Source organism: Schinkia acidoalkalinis (genome assembly GCF_054301215.1).
On the sequence record NZ_CP182573.1, the window covers coordinates 2255627 to 2276854 of the forward strand.

18 protein-coding genes are annotated in these 21228 nt (G+C 37.8%); 11 read left to right on the forward strand and 7 right to left on the reverse strand.

From position 1 onward, the window contains the following. The first annotated feature begins 131 nt into the window (after positions 1-131). The 3 genes from ACNQFZ_RS11765 to ACNQFZ_RS11775 all read left to right on the forward strand — a co-directional run bounded on the left by ACNQFZ_RS11765 (position 132) and on the right by ACNQFZ_RS11775 (position 4122). Entirely contained in the window at positions 132-1760 is a 1629-nt protein-coding gene (locus ACNQFZ_RS11765; protein ID WP_458411538.1) for a stalk domain-containing protein, read from the forward strand. 516 nt (positions 1761-2276) lie between these two features. Next, positions 2277-3011 (forward strand): ABC transporter ATP-binding protein, encoded by a 735-nt coding sequence (locus ACNQFZ_RS11770; RefSeq protein ID WP_458411539.1) that lies wholly within the window; start codon positions 2277-2279, stop codon positions 3009-3011. Then, positions 2998-4122 (forward strand): ABC transporter permease, encoded by a 1125-nt coding sequence (locus ACNQFZ_RS11775; protein WP_458411540.1) that lies wholly within the window; start codon positions 2998-3000, stop codon positions 4120-4122. Before ACNQFZ_RS11770 ends, ACNQFZ_RS11775 begins: the two co-directional genes overlap by 14 nt. A 387-nt stretch (positions 4123-4509) precedes the next feature. On the opposite strand, the gene ACNQFZ_RS11780 is transcribed toward ACNQFZ_RS11775, so the two are convergent. Next, complete coding sequence (locus ACNQFZ_RS11780) at positions 4510-5445, reverse strand: helix-turn-helix transcriptional regulator (RefSeq protein WP_458411541.1); 936 nt, start codon at positions 5443-5445, stop codon at positions 4510-4512. A gap of 86 nt (positions 5446-5531) precedes the next feature. On the opposite strand from ACNQFZ_RS11780, the gene ACNQFZ_RS11785 reads away from it, so the two are divergent. Next, positions 5532-6173 carry an FMN-dependent NADH-azoreductase gene (locus tag ACNQFZ_RS11785; protein WP_458411542.1) on the forward strand — a complete coding sequence of 214 codons (642 nt, stop codon included), beginning with the start codon at positions 5532-5534 and terminating at the stop codon, positions 6171-6173. Positions 6174-6267: 94 nt separating this feature from the next. On the opposite strand, the gene ACNQFZ_RS11790 is transcribed toward ACNQFZ_RS11785, so the two are convergent. Continuing rightward, complete coding sequence (locus ACNQFZ_RS11790) at positions 6268-6858, reverse strand: HXXEE domain-containing protein (protein ID WP_458411543.1); 591 nt, start codon at positions 6856-6858, stop codon at positions 6268-6270. A gap of 94 nt (positions 6859-6952) precedes the next feature. After that, complete coding sequence (gene shc / locus ACNQFZ_RS11795) at positions 6953-8857, reverse strand: squalene--hopene cyclase (protein WP_458411544.1); 1905 nt, start codon at positions 8855-8857, stop codon at positions 6953-6955. A 164-nt stretch (positions 8858-9021) separates the two neighbouring features. Here shc and ACNQFZ_RS11800 point away from each other — a divergent pair, with 164 nt between their 5' ends. Next, a complete protein-coding gene (locus ACNQFZ_RS11800; RefSeq protein ID WP_458415373.1) occupies positions 9022-10119 on the forward strand; it encodes a DUF2515 family protein in 1098 nt (365 codons plus the stop codon). Between the two features lie 166 nt (positions 10120-10285). On the opposite strand, the gene ACNQFZ_RS11805 is transcribed toward ACNQFZ_RS11800, so the two are convergent. After that, on the reverse strand, positions 10286-11239 hold the full coding sequence (locus ACNQFZ_RS11805; protein ID WP_458411545.1) for an NAD(P)H-dependent flavin oxidoreductase: 954 nt from the start codon (positions 11237-11239) through the stop codon (positions 10286-10288). A 337-nt stretch (positions 11240-11576) separates the two neighbouring features. Here ACNQFZ_RS11805 and ACNQFZ_RS11810 point away from each other — a divergent pair, with 337 nt between their 5' ends. From ACNQFZ_RS11810 to ACNQFZ_RS11825, 4 genes are all read left to right on the forward strand, one after another. Continuing rightward, entirely contained in the window at positions 11577-12770 is a 1194-nt protein-coding gene (locus ACNQFZ_RS11810; RefSeq protein ID WP_458411546.1) for a class I SAM-dependent rRNA methyltransferase, read from the forward strand. Between the two features lie 218 nt (positions 12771-12988). Further along, positions 12989-14233, forward strand: coding sequence for an efflux RND transporter periplasmic adaptor subunit (locus ACNQFZ_RS11815; protein WP_458411547.1), 1245 nt, complete (start codon positions 12989-12991; stop codon positions 14231-14233). Continuing rightward, positions 14230-15444: an ABC transporter permease gene (locus tag ACNQFZ_RS11820; RefSeq protein WP_458411548.1), complete on the forward strand. Its 1215-nt coding sequence runs from the start codon at positions 14230-14232 to the stop codon at positions 15442-15444. The genes ACNQFZ_RS11815 and ACNQFZ_RS11820 overlap by 4 nt, the downstream gene beginning before the upstream one ends. Further along, positions 15437-16126 (forward strand): ABC transporter ATP-binding protein, encoded by a 690-nt coding sequence (locus ACNQFZ_RS11825; RefSeq protein WP_458411549.1) that lies wholly within the window; start codon positions 15437-15439, stop codon positions 16124-16126. The genes ACNQFZ_RS11820 and ACNQFZ_RS11825 overlap by 8 nt, the downstream gene beginning before the upstream one ends. 96 nt (positions 16127-16222) lie before the next feature. Here the strand turns inward: ACNQFZ_RS11825 and ACNQFZ_RS11830 are convergent, their stop codons facing one another. Next, the gene (locus tag ACNQFZ_RS11830; RefSeq protein WP_458411550.1) at positions 16223-16672 is read right to left on the reverse strand and encodes a staygreen family protein; all 450 of its coding nucleotides are present in this window, start codon (positions 16670-16672) and stop codon (positions 16223-16225) included. 167 nt (positions 16673-16839) lie between these two features. Between ACNQFZ_RS11830 and ACNQFZ_RS11835 the strand changes: the two genes are divergently transcribed. Then, positions 16840-18744, forward strand: a complete 1905-nt coding sequence (locus ACNQFZ_RS11835) for a PhoX family protein (protein ID WP_458411551.1) — start codon at positions 16840-16842, stop codon at positions 18742-18744. A 152-nt stretch (positions 18745-18896) separates the two neighbouring features. Here the strand turns inward: ACNQFZ_RS11835 and ACNQFZ_RS11840 are convergent, their stop codons facing one another. Both ACNQFZ_RS11840 and ACNQFZ_RS11845 read right to left on the reverse strand, forming a co-directional pair. Beyond that, positions 18897-19385, reverse strand: coding sequence for a hypothetical protein (locus ACNQFZ_RS11840; protein ID WP_458411552.1), 489 nt, complete (start codon positions 19383-19385; stop codon positions 18897-18899). A gap of 97 nt (positions 19386-19482) precedes the next feature. After that, positions 19483-19860 carry a DUF11 domain-containing protein gene (locus ACNQFZ_RS11845; protein WP_458411553.1) on the reverse strand — a complete coding sequence of 126 codons (378 nt, stop codon included), beginning with the start codon at positions 19858-19860 and terminating at the stop codon, positions 19483-19485. Between the two features lie 111 nt (positions 19861-19971). Between ACNQFZ_RS11845 and ACNQFZ_RS11850 the strand changes: the two genes are divergently transcribed. Beyond that, positions 19972-21092 (forward strand): IS3 family transposase gene (locus ACNQFZ_RS11850; protein ID WP_458411554.1). Its coding sequence is split into 2 segments (ribosomal slippage): positions 19972-20221 and positions 20221-21092, totalling 1122 coding nucleotides; the frame shifts between segments, so codons are not numbered across the junction. The last annotated feature ends 136 nt before the right edge of the window (positions 21093-21228 follow it).

A 21228-nucleotide genomic window follows, 5' to 3' on the forward strand; every position in this document is an offset into this window, starting at 1 on the left:
GAAAGTGTATACTTCCTTTTTCTGCATTTTTTGATCTTATTTTGTCATTAAAAAGATAGTTGTGTTAATTGAATATTGGAAATTTTATGATAGAATTTAGCTGATATTATATCAAATTTGGAGGTGTGGATGTGAAACGAAAATTCCACAAGCGTATAGTAAAACTAATTAGTTTCGTTTTTTTATTCATGCTAGTTCTTTCACAACAGGCGTATGCTGAAGACTTAGAAATATTTAAAAGTGAAGAACCTGCTAACGTAACTGCATTATGGATTAATAACCCTGTCGTCTTAGTTAATACCAAAGAACAAAGACTGGATGTAAGCCCATTTCAAAAAGACGGTCGAACAATGGTGCCGCTTCGATTCATTAGTGAATCACTTGGAGCAAAGGTCGGCTGGACGGAAAGTGAAAATAAAATAACCGTTACTCTTGACGGAACAAACATTGACCTATGGCTTGGAAAGACGGAAGCAAAGGTCAATAATCATACAGTTAAACTGGATGTTCCTGCGATGTCAAGTAAAAGCAGAACGATGGTTCCCCTTCGGTTTATCAGTGAAAATCTGAAGCAGAAGGTAGACTTCAATCCAAAGACAAATAAGATTACAATTACAGCTAATGGTGCCAACACACAGCAAGCAACAAGTTATCAAGCACCAGAGGTTAAAAATGAAAGTGGGCTTACAGTAAGAGATATTGTAAGTAGCGACAACAAATACAATGGCGTATCATCACAGGACGACTTATCTGCAAAATACAGCATTACATTTACAAACTTCCAACAAAATGGTGAATTTAAAGGAAAAATAGAATGGGTAGGCTTTAACGTTATTGATGATTTAGTCGGCTATATTTCTGGAGATCAGATTATCTTCACACAAACAGCACGCTATCAAAATAATGAAGTAAAACAAATGAATGTCAAAGTGACAATGGAAATCGGTGGAAATAACCGAGTAAGTGGAACATGGAAGGATGAACAAACCGGTACTACAGGAACAACGTATTTTGAATTTACACCAGCAAAGGAAACACCTGTAAAGACAGCACCAACAAAGACACCAGAAATTACATACATTGGTGACTTTGATACAAAAGGGTATCCGTTTGGAGATGTGACTGTTACTTTCGGGAACAATATTAAATTTGACGGCGAGGTGAAGGTGAATGCCAATAACTTCATCGCGATTGGGGTTGTCACCTATCCTGATAAAACCAAGGTCATTGGTCGATTTGTCAATGGCAAACCAGATGGCATGTGCTCGATTATGTATCCTAATAAAGCTGCTTATTTGTTAGATTTTAACTACGGAAAACCAATCGACGTTTATCAAGCTAATACTATCCCAACCTTTAAAGCAGATGAATTAGACGTCTATAAAGCTCATGAGGTTGATGTATTCAAGGCTGAGCCAATTGGTTCTTTTAAAGCAGACAATATCGATCATTTCCAAGCGGACGATATCGAATTCTTCCAGGCCGATGATATTGACTATTTCCAAGCCGACAGTATTGAGCCATACAAAGCTGATATGATTGAGCTTTATAAAGCCGAACAAGTGGAAAAGATTTCTGCTGAAGATATTAAGAAGTATGAGGCGGAAGTAGCAAAATTAAATCCGCCTGGGGCACATTCCAATATAGGGTTAGGCGGCTTTACTTCACCAGATTATATGAATCCGCTAGTACAAGCATGGACTTCCCATATGATGAGATTGCCTTACTTGATGAATAATAATATGGTGTATTCTAATTAAGGAAGTTTTCAAAAACATCATACTGTGAATGAACTGCCCCTTAAATTTTAGATATCAATCTAACTTTTAAGGGGGTTTTTTATGGCAAAATTAACTGTTGAACAACGAATTCAATTAGTTCAACGATATGTAAATGGACATGAATCATGTATAAAATTGAGAAAGATGTAGGTGTTACAAGACGGGGTGTCAACAGCGGATTAAAATCCCCATTTTCATCACTTTACTGCTACTGTTGCAAGTTGAATAGCCTTTAGGAAAAATTTCAATAACGATAGAGATAAAAAATAAAGGTAGTTAACGGGGATGAATCGTACAACGTTTAATACAGGAACTAGAATCAGATGGTGTAAAGATTATGGGAAGAGGAGCCGGTACAAAATGGGGACATTATGAAAAATAATAAACAGACGTGATCAGCCTTTTTACATATAGTGGTATTTGAATATTATTAAACGCCCTGTTACCAATATATGGTTTTAGTGCTATCATTGTTCATATAGGAAACTTGAAGAGGTGAACGATGGATTAATGGAAATGTTAACAGTTAGACTGCAAAAGGCAGGGTATAGCGCAGATGATAGTGTTATTAAGGATATCTCCTTTACGGTAGAAGCGGGCGAACTTGTTGGGTTGATAGGGGAAAATGGTGCTGGCAAAAGTACAACGATTAAGGCTATACTTGGGCAACTTCCATGGATGGAGGGTAGTATTACTATTCAACCGAAGAATGAAACATATGGATATGTACCCGAAAGGCCAGTTTTTTATGATGAGCTTTCAGTTTGGGAACAGATTGAATATTGCGGAGTCATGAGGGAAATACCAAACTGGAAGGAAAGAGCGAAGGAATTGGTGGAAACCTTTCGTATTGAGAAGTTTATTCATCAGTTGCCGCAAAGCTTATCGAAAGGAACACAACAAAAAGTCATGATTATTCTGGCGTTGCTTCCCTCTCCTGGGCTATTAATCATAGATGAACCTTTCATTGGGCTAGATCCCCGTGCTACCAAACTATTAATACAGATGATTGATGCCGAACGGTCAAAAGGGATGGGTATTCTCATGTGTACACATGTTTTGGATACGGCTGAGAAGATCTGCAACAAGTTTATTCTGCTTGCAAAGGGAACGATGTTTACGCAAGGGTCGCTGGTTGAACTACAAGCAAAGTGTCAGTTACCCGGTGGAAATTTGCTAGATTGTTTTAATTATCTAATTGATGGGGATCTTCAACATGGGTTGGAATGAGTACATAGGAAGAGGTATCCGGGAGGCCAAATTTCAGATGCGGGCATTCGGGATGGTAATAGATTGGACGGTTTTCATGTATATTTTGGTCCCGGCTATCATTGCGCTAGCTGTGTTTGATTATCAGCTTTGGCAAGCTCCCCCGGCATGGACATCTATTATCCCTGCGAGTTTGCTTGGAATATGTTTGTTTTTTTCTTATCAAATTTCTTCCGTAAGAACCTATATTGAACGGGCAGATGAGCTATTTGTCATTCAGAATCTCAAATACTGTCAAACACTTATTCAAGCCGGAAAATGGTTTAACGTTTTAAAAACTAGTATGGAAATAGCCGTGCTCATTCTCTACATATTGCCTATTTTAAAATTAGGATATCATCTCTCAGCTTATTTCGTCACTATTATTTATTTTTATGTGGTTATTTGGAGCCTCTTTATCAATCTGGCATCGAGGTGGTTTTCACTGCGGGGGTTAAGGTGGTGGTATAGGGCTTTTGCCATTATGGCATTCGCTTTTTATAGCACAGGCTTTTATTCTTTATTCGGCAAGTATCTTATCTTTATTTTCATCACCGTGTTTATTTTAGTAATGGTGATAATTTTTCTAAAAAAAGAAAACCGTCCATTAAGATTCTTTCACGCTGAAGCGGAACGAGAACGGAACGAGAAATGGAAATGGGTAGCCCTGTTTATGAGGCAGTCTGGAGAAATCGAAGGCATTCAGAAGGTGCGAAAATACCCATTCTTAAATAAAAATTCTAGACCTATTTTTTCTGAGCGGTCCCCTGAAAAAGTTCTGACTGAAATGTACTGGAAATGGTATATTCGCAAAGGGAGACAATTGAAGCTGTATCTATACTTCTTGTTCGTATCTTTCTACGGCATGACAATTATTCCTTCAAAGGTAAAATTCATTGTGCTCCTGTTTATTCTGTTTGCAGGTTATAAATTACAAGAAGGGGACTGGAAAACCTTTATTACCCACCCATTCACAAGGAATCTGGGAGCCCAAACTGTAAATGAAGGCATTATCACTAAAGCTAAAAAACGCTCCTTAATCGTTACATGGCTCATCCCGCTTGCAGTGCTCACACTCTGGGCATATTTATAGTATGCCGTCACCATCCGGAATTTGCCGAAGGGCGGACGGAAGGCAATCCAAATACTAACTGTTACAGGCACTGCCCGTTTGCCTAAACATAGTAATGAGTGAATGGACAATATAACTTCGTTAGCTTGTTTCATGTGAAGCAAATAATGATGATAAGAAAAATCGCCTCTTAGGTAGGTGCGGTGAACCGTATCATAAGTAGCTGCGGTTTTTTTACATAAAATAGCTGCTCACTAGTATTGCCTCAATATATTTTATTGCCCTCCTCAAACTACATTTAAAAACACGGGGACGGATCTCATGTTTCATTATTATGATACAGTAGATCCGTCCCTGTGTTTAATTATAGAAAAACCATTATCGTCATTGCACAATGATAGAAAATTATCACAGATATTGTGACTTTATTTCTTCAAGTTGTTGGAGATAACTTTCCTTGAGCTGTTCTGGAAATTCAATCTTTACATGTTTTCCATATGAACAAAGATAATGCGTCATATAGTCGAGTTCAGTTTCATTATAGCCACCAGTCAGATAAGAGATACCATTTTTCTCTTCTAGCACCATATTTGGATAATGATGCTTTAAAAATAGCTCTTTTCCAAACGAAGTTAATTGAGCGCAAAAAGGAATATTATGATAATTTTTTTCGTGCTCCTCATGAAAATTCTTCAGTTCTTTAAGTGAGTAGGTATGTTCAATTTCTTCAAGAATTTCGCACTCTGACATATAATCACAGCGATATGTTCCCCACATTCCTTGATTTACCTCATAAGCACTACAAAACCAAATGCCATTGCGATAAAACAATTCATAGACCTGAAGATCAATTTTGATTGTTTCATATTGAGAATATATCATTCGAACAATTTTTTCTTCCATAATAGCAGTTAAGATAAGTGCAAGATATTCTGGCGGATTAATTGGAGCAACACCGTAATACCGAACCACCTCAAGCATTCTATCAAGATAGTCTTGCTGGCTCTTAGGTAAAGTAGCAAATAATTTTTGTCGGATATGTGTATATGATTTTTCAAAAGGTGTGCTTGAGAGAATGTTTAGGGCGTTCAATGCGAAAAAAATAGCTCGAATCTCATCATTGTTGAAATAAACTGGAGGTAGCAAGGTTTGGTTAATCAATTTATAACCTCCATATCTGCCACTTTCAGTATAATAAGGTAAACCCATCCTAGCCAATTCTTCAATATCTCTTAGTGCCGTTCGTTTAGAAATATGAAACTCTTCCATCAAGTCTTTTAATTGAAATTCGTGCTTATTGCTCAAAAAGATAAGTTCTTGATTGAGTCGTTCTGCTTTTTTCATTTTTTTCGCCACCTTTGTTTAATGGTGTCTAATCTTGTCACCTTTTAACAGTATACTTAGATTATCAAAAACAAAGGAGATTTTATATGAAAACTTTACTTATTAACGCACATCCTGATTTTACAAACCACAATCACTTTTCTGTTCAATTGCAAGATAAATTTATTGAAAAGTATAAGAATGAATTCCCAGACAATGAACTGACAATTATTAATCTTTATGATTTGGATATTCCAAGAATTGAAACAGATGGATTACTTGCTATTTGGAAAAAACAACAGTCTGACATAGCACTAAATCCAACTGAAGCAGAGATTGCCAAACAGTCTGCTGCATTATTGACACAATTCAAGGACAATCATCGTATCGTAATTTCAACGCCGCTGCATAACTTTAACATTACATCTCGACTAAAAGACTACATGGATAACATCCTCATCGCTCGTGAAACGTTTAAATACACAGAATCTGGCTCTGTGGGACTGATGACTGATGACTATCGATTGCTTCTACTGCAAGCTTCAGGTGGTGTCTATACTAATAACGACCGTTATACTGCATTAGATTTTGCCCCAAATTATCTAAAAGAGATGTTTACTAATATCATGGGTTTTAGCCAGTTTGATTTGGTTCGCGCTCAAGGAACTGATATCTTGTCTGCTGATAAGGTGTGGGAGCGTGCGAATATAAATCTTGAAGAAGCTTTTAGACATTTTTACGAAAAATAATTGTATATTCTCAGAATAAAACTGATAAATAAATTGCTTTTTTCCATCAAATTGACAGGTAATATTCATTTCACAGTCGTTTTGGATTTACCAGTTATCGAATAAAATAACGGCCTAAAAGATTGCCAACTAGAAAAATCGGGATGAAGATCAGACTAACCGGGAGACTGGTGAATATCAACTGCCAGTCCAGCTGTTCATAGTCAGCTAAAGAATAATAGGTTAGGAGGCAGTAAGGGATAAGGAGGAACAGTGACGTTAGGATGCCAGGCGTGTAGCCCCTAAACATGATAGATTGAATAACATGCATGAATGCCTGCAAAACAAATAAATTAAGAATAGCTGTAAATAAAAGAAAGTTCCCTCCATTAAATGAATAATGGGCGGTCATCAATGCAGTGAATGAGATAAACAGTAAAATCCATGCAGCCGAAACAGCAAGCTGGGCAGCAGTTGAACCTAGTTTCTCCCTCATTCTAAATGTTAGTTTGACGAATTTAGTTTTCGGATAATTGTTTTTGTTTGCATTCATGGAAGATTCAATGATTATGATCTCTTCTAAGTCATGGAAAATAAATATGATAGGAAACAACCAAATTAATGTTTTAAGATCTAAAAATTGGTGGAGCGCCCCTAGCATCTTTTGTCTGCCTCCTTTTAGTTGATACGATTTTGTTTTCTTCAAGACCTGCTGTCTGCAGTCATTTGTTTATATATTATGGGACAGGATATAAAAGTATGATAAGGTTACTCAAGAGATTTTTTGAATATACCCAACCTTAATTAGCATCCTTGTGTGATAATCCCGTTAGAAGCTGCCCGCCAGCTAATTTTTGATAATGAGCCAGGGAAATCAATGGAAAAACATATTCATAACAATGATAATTAATATAAAAGGATCCTGCCATTCCCCTCCCTTTTGGGTAGGTCGTGGTCCAATCCTTTTCTTTTTTATCCACTAAAAAAGCTACACCGTTTTCTATTTCAGGAGTTACACTAGTTGCAGCACAGATGAGTGTGTCAAGGGCCCAAGCGGTATGTGTGCGGGTACTTTCGCCCAACGGCACATAACAATTTTTAATATCACTTTTACACGATTCTCCCCACCCGCCGTCGGGATTTTGAATTTTCCGCAACCAAGTTAGAGCCTTTTGAATAGCTGGATGACTTGCAGAAACCCCAACCGCAATCATTCCTGTTACAGCCGCCCATGTGCCATAAATATACACGCCCCAACGCCCGACCCAGGAACCATCTGAATTTTGATGCTTCAACAGCAAACGAATCCCTCGTTTCACCATAGGATGGTGTTGATCCAAATTTGTATAGTTACCAAAGAACTCTAAAGTCCTTCCTGTTAAATCAACTGTCGAGGGATCAATTAATAAATCTTTTCCCCCGTCTATCGGTAACAAGTTCAATATTTTTTTATCCACATTCTTTTCGAAGGCCGCCCAACCACCGTCATTGTTTTGCATGGAGATGAGCCAGTTTACTCCACGATCCCATGCTTGACGGTACTTAACTTGCTTTAATGCCAAAGTACGTATCGCCCGGAGTGCAGCTGTTGTGTCGTCAATATCAGGGTGGATTGTGTTCATGTCTGCAAATCCCCAACCTCCCGGCAACAGGTTCGGTTCATGAATGACCCAATCTCCGTATCTGAGATGCTGACGGGATAGAATATAATGATTTGCTTTTTGAATTGTGTTAGATGAATAGGGAGCTCCGGCTTCTTGGAGAGCATAATTGATTAATGTCGTATTCCAGACCGTAGCCGTTGTGTACTGGCAGTGAAGTTCTCCGTCAATCCGACAGGTCATCGCTTTTAAACCTTGCAATGCACGAGTAATCACCGGATGTGTATTTGAATACCCCCTCGCCAGTAAGGCAAAAATCATTAGAAGGGTTGAGCTGAAATAATTAAAAAAGGTGCCGTCCGGTTCAATCCGATCCAGCATATATTTTTCTGCGCGGTATAAGGTCAATTCGCGAAGGTTTCCATGGTATTTCAGGGCCTGAATTCCCTGTTTAATTAATTTGAACACTGAGCGGACCTCTTCTTCTTGATCCTCTGTAAAAAATCGAACCTCTCTGTTTTGAAACAAATCGGACAGATCGGGTGATCTTGGCGTTCTCCTACGAAAATTTGTATTAGCGAGGATTAAAAAAGGGATGATGTTGGCTCTTCCATACACGGAGAGATCAAAAAGATTGATTGGAAAGGAGTCTGGTAGAAGCATCACTTCGATATTAATGGGGAAGTGCGGCCATGCACATTGTCCTGTTAGGGCCAACAAGATTTTCAAAAACATATGGACTTCCGTGGCCCCTCCGTTGGCCAAAATAAACCTTCGTGCTGCTTGGAGTTCCGGGCCTTTTGGGTCTCGATAACCAGAATAAAGGAGAGCATAATACGCTTCCACAGTGGATGTTAGATTTCCTTTATCCTGATCATGAAATAGCTTCCAAGAGCCATCTTCCTGCTGTTTCCCGGCAATACGCTGCGCCAATTGCTTTATGAACTCTTCGTCATTTATCTCCAATGTCCGTAATAAGATAATCATACTGCAGTCCGATGCGATCCCGGTCTCAAAAGGATAATGCCAGGCCCCATCCTCAGCTTGGTCTTGGACGAACTGATTGGCGATTCTGTTCATTTCCTCATATACCTGATTCCTCATTTTACCAACCCTCTCCCCAAAACATCCTTTTTTAAAAATTCATATTCCCTGAGCAAGTTGAATATGCTCCTTTGATAGGGAGGATTAGGAAAATGTAATTTGAAAAGGATGATGCCGTCTTGCTGGACTCTTTATTAGATGTAAAAAAAGAATTGAAAAAAAAGATGAAGATAATGATGAAAAAAAAGTCTGATTGCCTTTTGCCGTCTTTATCAGAATATGATAAACAATGTATTCATCTTATAAGAGAACAGACGAGACGACTTAACCAAAACAATGTAACACGGACGCAAGCTTATTTTGATTTTTACATTCAGTATCCAGAAATACATTGGGCCCTTCTTGGACATATGATATCACGAAACGTCGGTTGGAACATGACGGATTTAAAAGGGGACCTGCTGACAAAACTTCTACCTGAAAGAGATCAGGAGGCTTTTTATTCTTTTTTGGAACGCGGAAGTTGGTTGATTTTTCAAGACGTATATCCTCAATTTTCAGTTTATGATCTGAGTGTGAGGGGAGGTAAAGAAATGTTCCACCTTTTACCTTTCCTTTACACTTCTACCTTTATGGAGACGATGTGGCGTTATTTTTGGCGCAGTGGGGATAGTTATTCGATAGCGATAGCGATGGTGATAAATGAACAAAGCTATTTGGAAAAAAGATTGATTCAAGATCATCATTTCAAAAGAACTGTAACCGATACGGTCGGCTTCAAAATGTATGATTTTTTACGACTGAATAACATTCTTTTTCCCTACTATGCAGGGGAAGAAATGAAGAAAACCTCACTTGTTGGCGCCACGGCAAGGCATTTCACTTCACTCCACGAAAGAATTTTATTCGGGAAAAATTTGTATTCCCTACTTTTTCAGCGTGAAGGGATACTGGAGGGGATCTTAAAATGGGCATATAAATGTCCTCACACCGGTTCTCGGAAAGATTATTGGCCTGATTTGTTTAATGATGTAAATGAATCTTTCCCTCGATCTCTCTATAAACGCCGGATCAAGAATTGCAGTTTAAGAAAGGGCGCTAATCGGTTGTACAGTCCACCCTTAAAATACGCCTGGCAGAAGAATATTCCCCATGAAGATGAGAAAAGTGGAGATTGGTTTAGGGATTGGCATGTTCTAGATTATCTTCAGAAAGAAGACAGTTTGAATGGAGAGATTTTAAATAATTATTGCAAAACCCTTGAAACAATTGAACTTGCGGTTATGGCGAAGGAAGCCCTTCTGTTACGAGAAGAAGAATAATCATTAATGAGTGATGGTCCTGGTGTTGTTCAAATAATAGTAGTTGATAAAAAAACGTTGGTATAGCAGGCATGGTGAACCGTATCATAGGTAAATGAGGTTTACCTAAAATAAAAAGGTGCCTGCCCGAATTGCATTTACGCATAGGGGCAGGCACCTTTCAAATTCATATACAAGCTTCATATTCATTCATAATATTGTGGATGATTGTTTTAACTGGTAAGATTTCTTTGATTTCATGTACTCTTGCTCCGGCAAAAACAAGACCATTTTCGCAATCTCCATTCAAAGATGTTATCAAAGAATCCAGCGTACAAAAACGATAAGAACAATTTTTTAGGCAGTCTAGGCAATTTTTAATTTTCACCTTTTTATCATCAGAAATAAGTTCAGTAAACTGGTTCTTAATTGCACGACCCTGAAGGCCAACCGTCGTTTTTACCAAAATGGTGTCTTCCTGTTTGGCATTTACATATTTTTCTTTAAATGATAAAGGTGCATCACATTCTTCACTTGCAACGAACCTAGTTCCTATCTGTACCCCAGACGCTCCCGCACGTAAAGCTTTTGCAAGATCTTCCCCAGTCATAATTCCTCCAGCAGCAATAACCGGAATATTAACAGATTCAACCACTTCAGGTAAAATATCAAATAAGGGTCTCTCTGTACCAAGATGTCCACCGGCCTCATGTCCTTCTACAACAACGGCTGATGCACCAAGGCGCTCTGACAACCTAGCGAGCTTCGCAGATGACACTATTGAAATAACGGGTATGCCGGATTCTTTTCCCCAAGCATACATATCTCTCGAAATCCCAGCACCTGATATAATGAAATCAACCTTTTCATCAATAGCTGCTTTCATTTTTTCAGCAAAGTCATTCATGGCAAAAAGAACATTTACCCCAATATAGCCGGAACCCTTAATACTGTCCTTCGCCTTCCTTATATGTGATCTCATTTCATCGACGGTAATCCCAGTTCCTGATATAATTCCAATTCCCCCAGCATTCGCAACAGCAGAGGCGAGCCCACTTAAAGAAATCCCAACCCCCATACCACCCTGCATAATTGGAAACCTTGGTAACATATGACCTATCTTCAATTGTGGAAGATTCAAAGAAAAGACCCCATTTCCTTACTTTTTTTATGTGTGCCTTACTTCTTACACTACAATAATTTTAACAAAAGGATTTCTAAAGAGTAGTGACAAGTATAATGGGTAACCTTAAAAGTCAAAAAAAAAAAAATCTCCTCTTGCCACAGAATGTTCAAATTTGGTCTGATTGGAATGAGTTGATAAATAGACGAACAAAATTCGCTTAAATAGTAAATTGCAATAAAAACCTCTTTAAGTATCGCTCATTGTGGACTTGTCAAAAATATGATTAGATAAGATGAGCGAACGTAACTAATAATTTTATGTAAAAAATAGTATTTAAATATGGATGGTGTATATGCAGACAGAAGGTATAGTAAAGGTAAAGTCGAAATTTGTGAAATCCTATCAAGCTGGTTATCCCCTTATTCTTAAAGAAGCAATTCATAACATGGATAGCTTAACAAAAGAGGGAATGCTGGTTCAGCTTGTAGATGAAAAGAACCAATTTATTGGAAAAGGTTACTACGGGAAACAAAATAAAGGCTATGGCTGGATTCTCACTCAAAGGAAAGATGAAAAGATTGATCAATCATTTTTTGAAGGAAAAATAAAAACTGCTTTAGAAAAGAGAAAAGAATTATTTAATAGTACAGAGACAAATGCCTTTCGGGTCTTTAACGCTGAAGGAGACGGAATTGGCGGATTAACGATTGATTATTTTAATGGGTATTATGTAATTAATTGGTATAGTGAAGGAATCTTTGCATTTTATGATTACGTCATTGATTCACTAAGACATTTAGTAGAATATGAGGGCATTTACCAGAAAAAGCGCTATGACACTGGTGGGAAATATATCGAAGAAGATGGATTTGTAGATGGAAATAGAGGTCAGTTTCCGTTAATAGTCAAAGAAAATGGTGTTAACGTAGCCGTATACTTAAATGAGGGGGCGATGGTTGGCGTATTCCTTGACCAGCGCGATGTGAGAAAAACCATTCTTGATAAGTATGCAAAAGGTAAAACAGTATTAAACACATTTTCATATACAGGCATATTTTCTGTTTTCGCTGCATTAGGTGGAGCCATTAAGACAACGAGTGTGGATCTTGCGAATCGTAGTCTGGGCAAAACAAAGGAACAGTTTAGTATCAATGGAATAGATCCTGAGGCCAATGATATTATTGTGGAGGATGTATTTCAATACTTTAAATATGCTGTAAGGAAAAAGAAAATGTTTGACCTAGTTATTCTTGATCCCCCTAGTTTTGCTAGGTCTAAAAAGTATACCTTTAGTGCAGCTAAAGACTATAAAGATCTACTAAAAGAAGCGATTCTTATCACTGAAAAAAATGGGATCATTGTCGCTTCAACAAATTGTGCCAATTTTGATATGAAAAAATTCAAAGTGTTTATTGACCAGGCATTTAAGGAATCAAACGTAAAATATAGTATAAAAGAGGAGTTTTCCCTTCCTTCTGACTTTGCAACAATAAAGCAATTTAAAGAAGGAAACTATTTAAAAGTAGTGTTTATTCAAAAGCATTAATAGTAGAGTGGTTGTCACAGTAAGCCGTATCATAAATAGATGCGGCTTTTTTACAATTTTTATGGAATTCTCCTTCATAGTTGGTAATATTTAAAGTTCGGTTATATCCCTGCAAATGATAAAATAAAATATGGAAGAACAATAATAACTAGGGTGTTATTCATACATCTTTTTGAAATTTTACCGTCTAGATTTGAATATGGGTAGGGGGATTCGGATTGAAGAAGAAATTGTCTATTGCTATTAGTATAGTCGTCTTTATAGCAATTATCTTTATGTTCCTACAAAACCAAACTAAATCAATTGACGTCAGCGGCTATGAAGTTGCAGACACTACCTATAAGGAAATGATTAGTAGTGTTGGGTCTGTTGAGTATGATGAAGAGGTTGAAATTAAAGCAGAGGTTAGTGGAACTCTTAGCGATATTTATAGTGAAGCGGGTGACAAAATCAAGGCAGGGGATGTAGTAGCTAAGATTGATGACCGCCAAGCACGTGTAGAACTCGAGGAGGTTCAAACAAACAGCAATGTAGCAAAAGCTAGATACGAAGATTATATGGAATCTTATTCTCAAAATGGGCAAGCCATTAACGACCAACGAGTATTACAAGAGAATGAAATTGCGTCACTTAAGCTAGAACAGTCTCAATTGAAAACAAAAATAGCAGAAACAAAAACTCTTGTGGAGGCTGGGGCACTACCTTCTAAAGATTTAACGAATGTAAACAATCAGCTGGCTGCACTTGAATTAAAAATTCAATCTGCTCGTAAAAAGTTAGAATCGTTACATTCACCTGTGCTTGCTGACCAAGAGCTAAAAGCTTCGATAGAGGCAGCTGCTGCCAAAGTTAATAAGCAAAAATTACTATTAGATAAATATACAGTTAAAGCACCGATTGATGGAATTGTCATTGAGCGTTTAGTCGAACCTGGAACTTTTGTTCAGGCTGGAGAAGTCATCATGAAAATTGCATCTGACAATCATAAATACGCTGTAGTTGATATAGATGAAAAATATTTGAACTATGTTGCGGTAGGTAAAGAAGCCCAAATTACTACGGAAGCTTATCCGGATGATGTAGTGAAGGGAATTGTAGAGAGTATCAGTCCAGAGGTTGACAAGGACTCAGGTACTGTTCGAATAAAAGTGAAGATTAACGAAAAAACTGATCGTTTCCTACAGAATATGTCTGTGAAAGTAGAATTCGTTGGCCAGGCTTATGATCATGCCATCGTGATTCCCGGTGATTATCTCATTAATGATGAAACACCAGCTGTTTATATCAAGGGTGAGAATGGTGAGGCGGTTAAGCAAGAGATTGTCATAGCTAACAAAAATGCCAAGAATATTATGGTCTTAAAAGGGCTGTCAGCTGGAACGGTGGTCTTAAATCCTGAAAATTTAGAGGAAGGCATGGAAGTGAAAGTGACTCTTTCTAAAGAAGGTGAGAAAGGCCTATGATTTTTGAATGGAAGGTCGCCGTAAGGTTTCTTAAGGAAGGGAAAGGTCAGACATTATTTATATTACTTGGAATTACCGTTGGCGTCGGTGTCATGGTCTTTCTCAATACTTTAATTACAGGACTTCAAGCCAATATGATTAATACGGCTGTCGGTGATAGTCCACATGTATGGATTTCCGGGGATGACGATTTTAATAAAGTAGAGACTTCAGATGAGAGCAGCAACTATATAAAAGGAAGTTTTACCGAGAAGGATACAAGTCTTGGTAATTGGGAGTCGATTGAAGAAATTTTAATGGATCGTAAAGACATTACTGCTGTTTCACCGGTTGCTGAAGGTAATGGTTTTGTTAACAAGGGCGGACAAACATCGCCAGTCTTGGTAAGAGGGGTCAATCTAGAGAAGGCGAATGAAATTTATCGAATCAGTGATAGATTGATAGATGGCATGGGAGTCCTAGATGGAAATCATGTGATGATTGGGAAAGAGTTGGCGGCAGAAAATGAAATAGCTGTCAATGATGCGATGACCATTCAACTTGCCAATGGGACGACTCAGTCCTTCATTGTATCAGGTATTTTTGACTTAGAAAATAAAGCTTTGAATAGTAGCTGGATCTTTATGGATTTAGCGAGGGCTCAAAAACTATTAGGCCTAAGAAATGATGTTTCAAGTATAGAAATGCAAATTCGTGATGTTTTTGATGCAGAACTGGTAATGGCTTCGATTGCAAATCGATTTGATGGTATTCACACAGACAACTGGATGGAAAGTAATGCTTCATTATTAACAGGTCTTCAAAGTCAGCAGCAGTCATCACTTATGATTCAGGGCTTTGTTTTATTGGCTGTTACATTAGGAATCTCAAGTGTGCTTGCTGTATCAGTTGTGCAGAAATCCAAGCAACTGGGAATACTAAAAGCGATGGGTACTAAAAGTAGAAGCGCAAGCCGAATCTTTCTTTTTCAGGGTGGGTTGTTGGGTATTATTGGAGGTGTCCTTGGAGCGGGGGTGGGGATCGCCTTAGTGAAGACCTTCCTATGGGGGACCTCCCTAAAAACAGGAGTACCCCTTTTTCCGTTGCAACTAAAGGTAGGCAGTATTGTCCCTATTTGTATGATAGCGATTGTGGCTTGTACCATCGCTGCCTTTTTACCTGCACGAAAGTCATCAAAGTTAAACCCTGTGGAGGTTATTCGCCATGGATAATATTGTTTTAGAGGCTCGTAATATAAAAAAAGAATATGGTACGACGATAAAAACAGAAATTCTACATGGCATTAATTTTTCGCTTACTGAAGGTGAATTTGTTAGTATCATCGGCTATTCTGGGTCTGGAAAATCCACTTTGCTAAACATACTTGGAGCTCTCGATACTCCTACAAGCGGAGAAATTCTTTTTAGAGGACAAGAATACGGGAAAATGACGGAGGATCAATTAGCGGACTTCCGGAATCAAAATATGGGTTTTATTTTTCAATTTCATCATCTATTACCTGAGTTCACAGCTATCGAAAATGTACTTATCCCAACCTGGATTAAAATGGGGAATACGAGCAAAAAGTATGTGAATCGTGCGGAAGAGCTGCTTGAACTGGTTGGATTGAAAGAGTATACCAATCATAAGTCAACCAATCTATCTGGTGGTCAGCAACAAAGGGTGGCTATCGCTAGAGCTTTGATTAATGACCCTGCCATTTTACTTGGGGATGAACCAACCGGAAACCTTGATACAGAAACAACGGAACAAGTCTATGAACTATTTAGAGATATTAATAAGGAAATTGGAACGACCGTTCTAATCGTTACTCATAATGATAAAATTTCAGAGAAATCTGATCGGGTCATTGAAATGAAGGACGGCAATATTAGTAGGGATTATATGAATTAGAAATATTAATTGGTAGAAAAACAAACTAAATCACACATCGGAAAAGGATAAAAAGAAAAAGGTAGGGAAAGGCTTTCCCTACTTTTTTGCCTGTTTTTAAGAAAAACGGTGGAAAGTTCCCCAACTTTCCTGTCTAGCAAACTGGGGATAGGCAGATATAAAGTTAATGATGATTGAAGCTTGATCAAGATTAGGATATGTATTGAATAAAAACCGATCTCCGTATCGAATAGCTGTTAATGCAAGCGGTAATTCACGTCTAAATATTTCATTACGCTTTGCTGCCACATTTTGATTATGTTCTCCTTGATCAACATGTAAATAAACACAATAATATAAAAAACTCCTGTTCGTTTTCCATTCACCTAACACTTCATCTCTCATGGGATTCACTTTATCCCAGGCATAATGAATTCCAATGGTTAAAAATAGATCTCCCGTTACATCAGAGTGAGTTAACGTGTAACATCTTGGTATGACAGGTTCGGTAGGCGTAACACCACCCCTGTATTCCACAGATAATTTTTCAGGAATGAATTTGCTCAAAGTTTTCAACTCCCATTGGTTTTTAAATTATTATGCTAATTCTTATTCATTCATTCACCAACAAATGGATAAATCTAACAAAAGTCATACAAAAGGTTAATATTACATTAACAATCATCTGGTTTAATTTAACTGTAAACTATAAATCTACTAGGAGGATTTATTAGATGATTAATAAGAAACTTGTGAAAAAAGGGGCTACTTTAGCACTTGCATTCGCAATTACTGTTCCAGCAGCAACATCAGCAGTAGCGGCTTCCCCAAAAAATAGTAAAGTAGATTCTGTCAGATTTAATGGAATGGAAGCACCTACGACTATTGATGAAATGGTAAAGACCTATACAAATGCAACTGTTGATGTGAAGTATAACAATGGAAAAGTAGAAACATTCCCGCTGTCTTACAACTACCTATTCAAATCGGAAGATAAGGTAGCAACAGTAAATGGCAAGAAAATTCCTGCAGGTACACCAATTGATGCCAAAGGGAATCCAATTAAGGATCCCAGCAGCACAAGCGGGAACAATTTTGTCTCCGATGCTCCGGATTCAAACAGTATGTTAATGCCTATTAACGGTAAACTTTATATGATTACACATTATGAATATCAAACGATTGATTCTGCTGGTAAATCAGCATACGGTTTAGTTCCAGCATCTATGTCTTTAACTGAGTTGGAACAGGACAAGAAAACGGGTGAACTTAACACTGTAAAAGTAGAAAAAATTGATTTTTCAGCTGTAAATGGACTTTGGATTCCATGTAATGGATCTTTATCTCCATGGAATACACATTTAGGTTCTGAAGAGTACGAACCAGATGCACGTCTTTTCTTAGACCCAACTTCGAAAGTAAGAAGTCAAGTTGATACATTTGCTCAATTCTATTTTGGAGATCAAGCAAAGGCGAATCCTTATTTCTATGGCTACACTCCTGAAATTACAGTAGATAAGAAAGGTAAAACATCAGTTGTAAAACATTATAGTACAGGACGTTTCTCTCATGAGTTAGCGAAAGTAATGCCTGATAACAAAACTGTTTTTTACGGGGATGACGGTGGTAATACAGGAATGTTTATGTATGTAGCTGACAAAGAAAAAGATTTATCATCAGGTACCATATATGCAGCTACATTTAAACAAACAGGTACTGAAAACGGTGGTTCAGGGGAATTGCAATGGATAAGTTTAGGACATGCAACGGATAAAGAAGTGAAGGACATCATTGACAGTGGGATTACATTCAATGATATTTTTGAAACTTCAGATGCTCCTAAAGAAGGTTTTTCAGCTATTAAAACATACTCAAATGAAGGAAAGGTTGAGTATCTAAAACTTAAACCTGGAAAAGAAAAAGCAGCAGCCTTCCTTGAAACCCGCCGTTACGCGGCTATGCTTGGTGCTACTACAGAATTTAACAAAATGGAAGGGATAGCACTAAACGAAAAGGATAAGAAAGTATATATTGCAATTTCCGATCAAAGTAAGGCTATGGAAAAGGATTCAACAGGAAAGGATCCAGTAGACCATATTCAATTACCAAAAATTAAAGCTGGTGTCACCTATCAATTAGACTTGCGAGGCGGTCAAAAAGATAGCAAAGGAACTGCTATTAATAGCTCGTATGCAGCATCATCAATATATGGATTAGTAGTAGGGGAAGACCTTCCTGCCGCTGATGTTTATGGAAACACTGCGAATGTAGATAAAGTAGCTAATCCAGATAACTTAAGTTACTCTGAAGCAATGAGAACACTCTTTATTGGGGAAGATAGTGGTGCCCACACAAATAACTACGTTTGGGCTTATAATGTTGATACTAAAGAATTAAATCGTATTTTGTCTGTTCCAGCAGGCGCGGAAGCAACTGGATTATTTGCTGCTGATAACCGAAATGGCTTCTCATACATTTTCAGTAATTTTCAGCATCCAGGTGATGAAGTAGAGGGTAAGTCAATTACTGCTGTTAATAAAGAAGAATTACTTAAAGCTGTTGACGAACAAATTGGTATTAACAAAACAGGCGGTATTGGTTATATCTCTGGTCTACCTTCTTTAACAAAAATGCCATAAATAGATACAAGTCATCCGCTTTAGTTGATGATTCTTATTAAAAGGATCTATTTAAATTTATTGCTGTTTTTTACTAATAAGCGTATTCGATTTACTTGAATACGCTTATTAGTACGTAGCATCATATGTTGGTTTGCCAAAAAAGATATGTGCTACGGCCCAACTGTGTCGGTACAATCCCCGATAAATGTTTGTGGAGAAGTAGAAATGGGGGCAGTAAATGTTGTATCAAAGGTAGCACCTGTCGTGCCCCTAGCATGAATAACTATTGTTGCCACATTTGTTGAAGGGTCTATAGTGTAGGAGAAATCAACAGTAAAACCCTGGCTCGGATAAACATTTCCACTTACTTGTGCTGTGCCTCCAGTTAATGTAGCTGTAGTACCATCAATACAAGAAATGACACCACGTTTACCCTGTGTGAAATTAACTGTATTTCCGGAATCATCTACAAAAGTAATTTCAAAGTTATCGACGGTTTGATTACATTGGGCGGCTTCAGTAAAACATTCAACCGCAGAAAAGTTAATTGTACCGTTTCTACCTTCATCCGTTCCTTCAGGAATGAATATCCCAACTTCAGCCGGTGCTTCATTACCCTCAATCCCTAAACGGAACTTACAAGGACATCTTAAACCCACTTTATTTCACCTCCTTCATGAATACAGTAGGTAATACACGCAATCCATGTATTTTATACTTTAGTGCTAAACTTGGAAGCCCACTTTTGTTAGAAACTCATTCTACGACATTAGTTGTTGCTGTAACTGATTGGTCGGTCTCCAATTCATTCCCCGTAACGGTAGCAGTGTTTGTGAAGGACCCGGGTGTCATGGCAGTCGCGGAAACATTCATAAATACAGAGTGCAAAGCATACAGGGAACCAATGTCAAATGTCGCGGTATTTGTAGCGAAATCAAAATGGGTACCACCCTGGCTGCTGCCTATACCCTCAAAGCTGAATCCATCAGGTAGTGTATCGGTAACCATCAATCCTGTTGCAATATCCGGTCCGTTATTAGTAATTTCAATGTCGAAGTTTACCATATCCCCTACAGTTGCTTGATTCGGATTGGAAACTTTGGTTATTGATATGTTAGCTGTTCTTATTCCCAAAAAAACTCACTTCCTTTTTGTTTTATAGTTTGGATCGGCTACACTTAGTTAGACAGAAATTTTAAGGTCAAGTAGAATTAACTATACTAATCAGTTATGAGGAGAATCTACATGACAAAAAAAGTACGTCGAACGTTTACCGAAGAATTTAAGGAACAGATCGTGCAACTATATCAGAATGGAAAGCCTCGCAAAGACATTATTCGCGAATATGAATTAACCCCTTCTTCACTAGATAAGTGGATTAATCAAAGTAAGTCCTCCGGTTCCTTCAAAGAAAAGGATAACCTCAGCCCCGAACAGAAAGAGCTGCAGGAACTTAGGAAACGTAATAAGCAATTAGAGATGGAGAATGATATTTTAAAGCAAGCCGCGCTGATACTAGGACGAAAGTAAATGTGATTAAGAACAACCAGCACAAATACTCGATATCAGCAATGTGCAAGGTCCTACAACTCCCAAGAAGTACGTATTATTATGAAGCAAAAGAACGAAAGAATGAAGATGATATAACTTCAGACATCGTTGAAATTTTCCATCAAAGCCGCCAAAATTATGGTGCAAGAAAGATAAAGCACGAGCTAAAGAAACGAGGGAAATTGGTTTCCCGTCGTCGTATCGGCAGGATTATGAACGAACAAGGGCTTGTTTCAGCTTATACCGTGGCTCAATTCAAACCACATAAGAATAAACCAAATGAAAGTGAACAAGCAAATGAGTTAAATCGTGAATTTACTCAAGAGGATGAGTTGACCGTCGTGGTCAGTGACCTAACCTATGTAAGAGTCCATAAAAAATGGAATTACATATGTGTATTTGTTGATCTCTATAATCGGGAAATCGTTGGATTTAGCACAGGTGAGAACAAAGATGCTTTACTAGTTTATCGTGCTCTATCGTCAATTAAAGGGAATTTGCATATGATTCAAATGTTCCATACTGACAGAGGAAGCGAGTTTAAGAACCAGATCATTGATGAAGCACTAGAAACGTTTAAAATCAAGCGATCTCTAAGTTTGAAAGGCTGTCCGTATGATAACGCAGTAGCTGAAGCAACATTCAAAATCATTAAGACAGAGTTCGTAAAGAAACGTCATTTTGATAGCTTAGAAGAGTTACACAGAGAGTTTACAGACTATGTGCACTGGTTTAACCACCTACGCATCCATGGTACTTTAGATTATCTAAGTCCAGTGGAATACAAACTTACGCACCTTAAGAAAACTGTCTAGTTTAGTGTTGACAATCCAGTTTCATCCTATGTAATCTATCTTTTGAATGTTTGGACGAGCACCTAAAGGTTTATAGTGTCTTTTTTTTCATATAAAAAAAACATAAAAGGTAACACTAAGGTCATCTATGATAACC

Bases quoted from the DNA above. Each gene is read 5' to 3' on its own strand.
- ACNQFZ_RS11775 (WP_458411540.1), top strand. From the start codon at position 2,998: ATGGGTTGGAATGAGTACATAGGAAGAGGTATCCGGGAGGCCAAATTT.
- ACNQFZ_RS11780 (WP_458411541.1), bottom strand. From the start codon at position 5,445: ATGAAAAAAGCAGAACGACTCAATCAAGAACTTATCTTTTTGAGCAAT.
- ACNQFZ_RS11785 (WP_458411542.1), top strand. From the start codon at position 5,532: ATGAAAACTTTACTTATTAACGCACATCCTGATTTTACAAACCACAAT.
- shc (WP_458411544.1), bottom strand. From the start codon at position 8,857: ATGAGGAATCAGGTATATGAGGAAATGAACAGAATCGCCAATCAGTTC.
- ACNQFZ_RS11800 (WP_458415373.1), top strand. From the start codon at position 9,022: ATGAAGATAATGATGAAAAAAAAGTCTGATTGCCTTTTGCCGTCTTTA.
- ACNQFZ_RS11810 (WP_458411546.1), top strand. From the start codon at position 11,577: ATGCAGACAGAAGGTATAGTAAAGGTAAAGTCGAAATTTGTGAAATCC.
- ACNQFZ_RS11820 (WP_458411548.1), top strand. From the start codon at position 14,230: ATGATTTTTGAATGGAAGGTCGCCGTAAGGTTTCTTAAGGAAGGGAAA.
- ACNQFZ_RS11825 (WP_458411549.1), top strand. From the start codon at position 15,437: ATGGATAATATTGTTTTAGAGGCTCGTAATATAAAAAAAGAATATGGT.
- ACNQFZ_RS11835 (WP_458411551.1), top strand. From the start codon at position 16,840: ATGATTAATAAGAAACTTGTGAAAAAAGGGGCTACTTTAGCACTTGCA.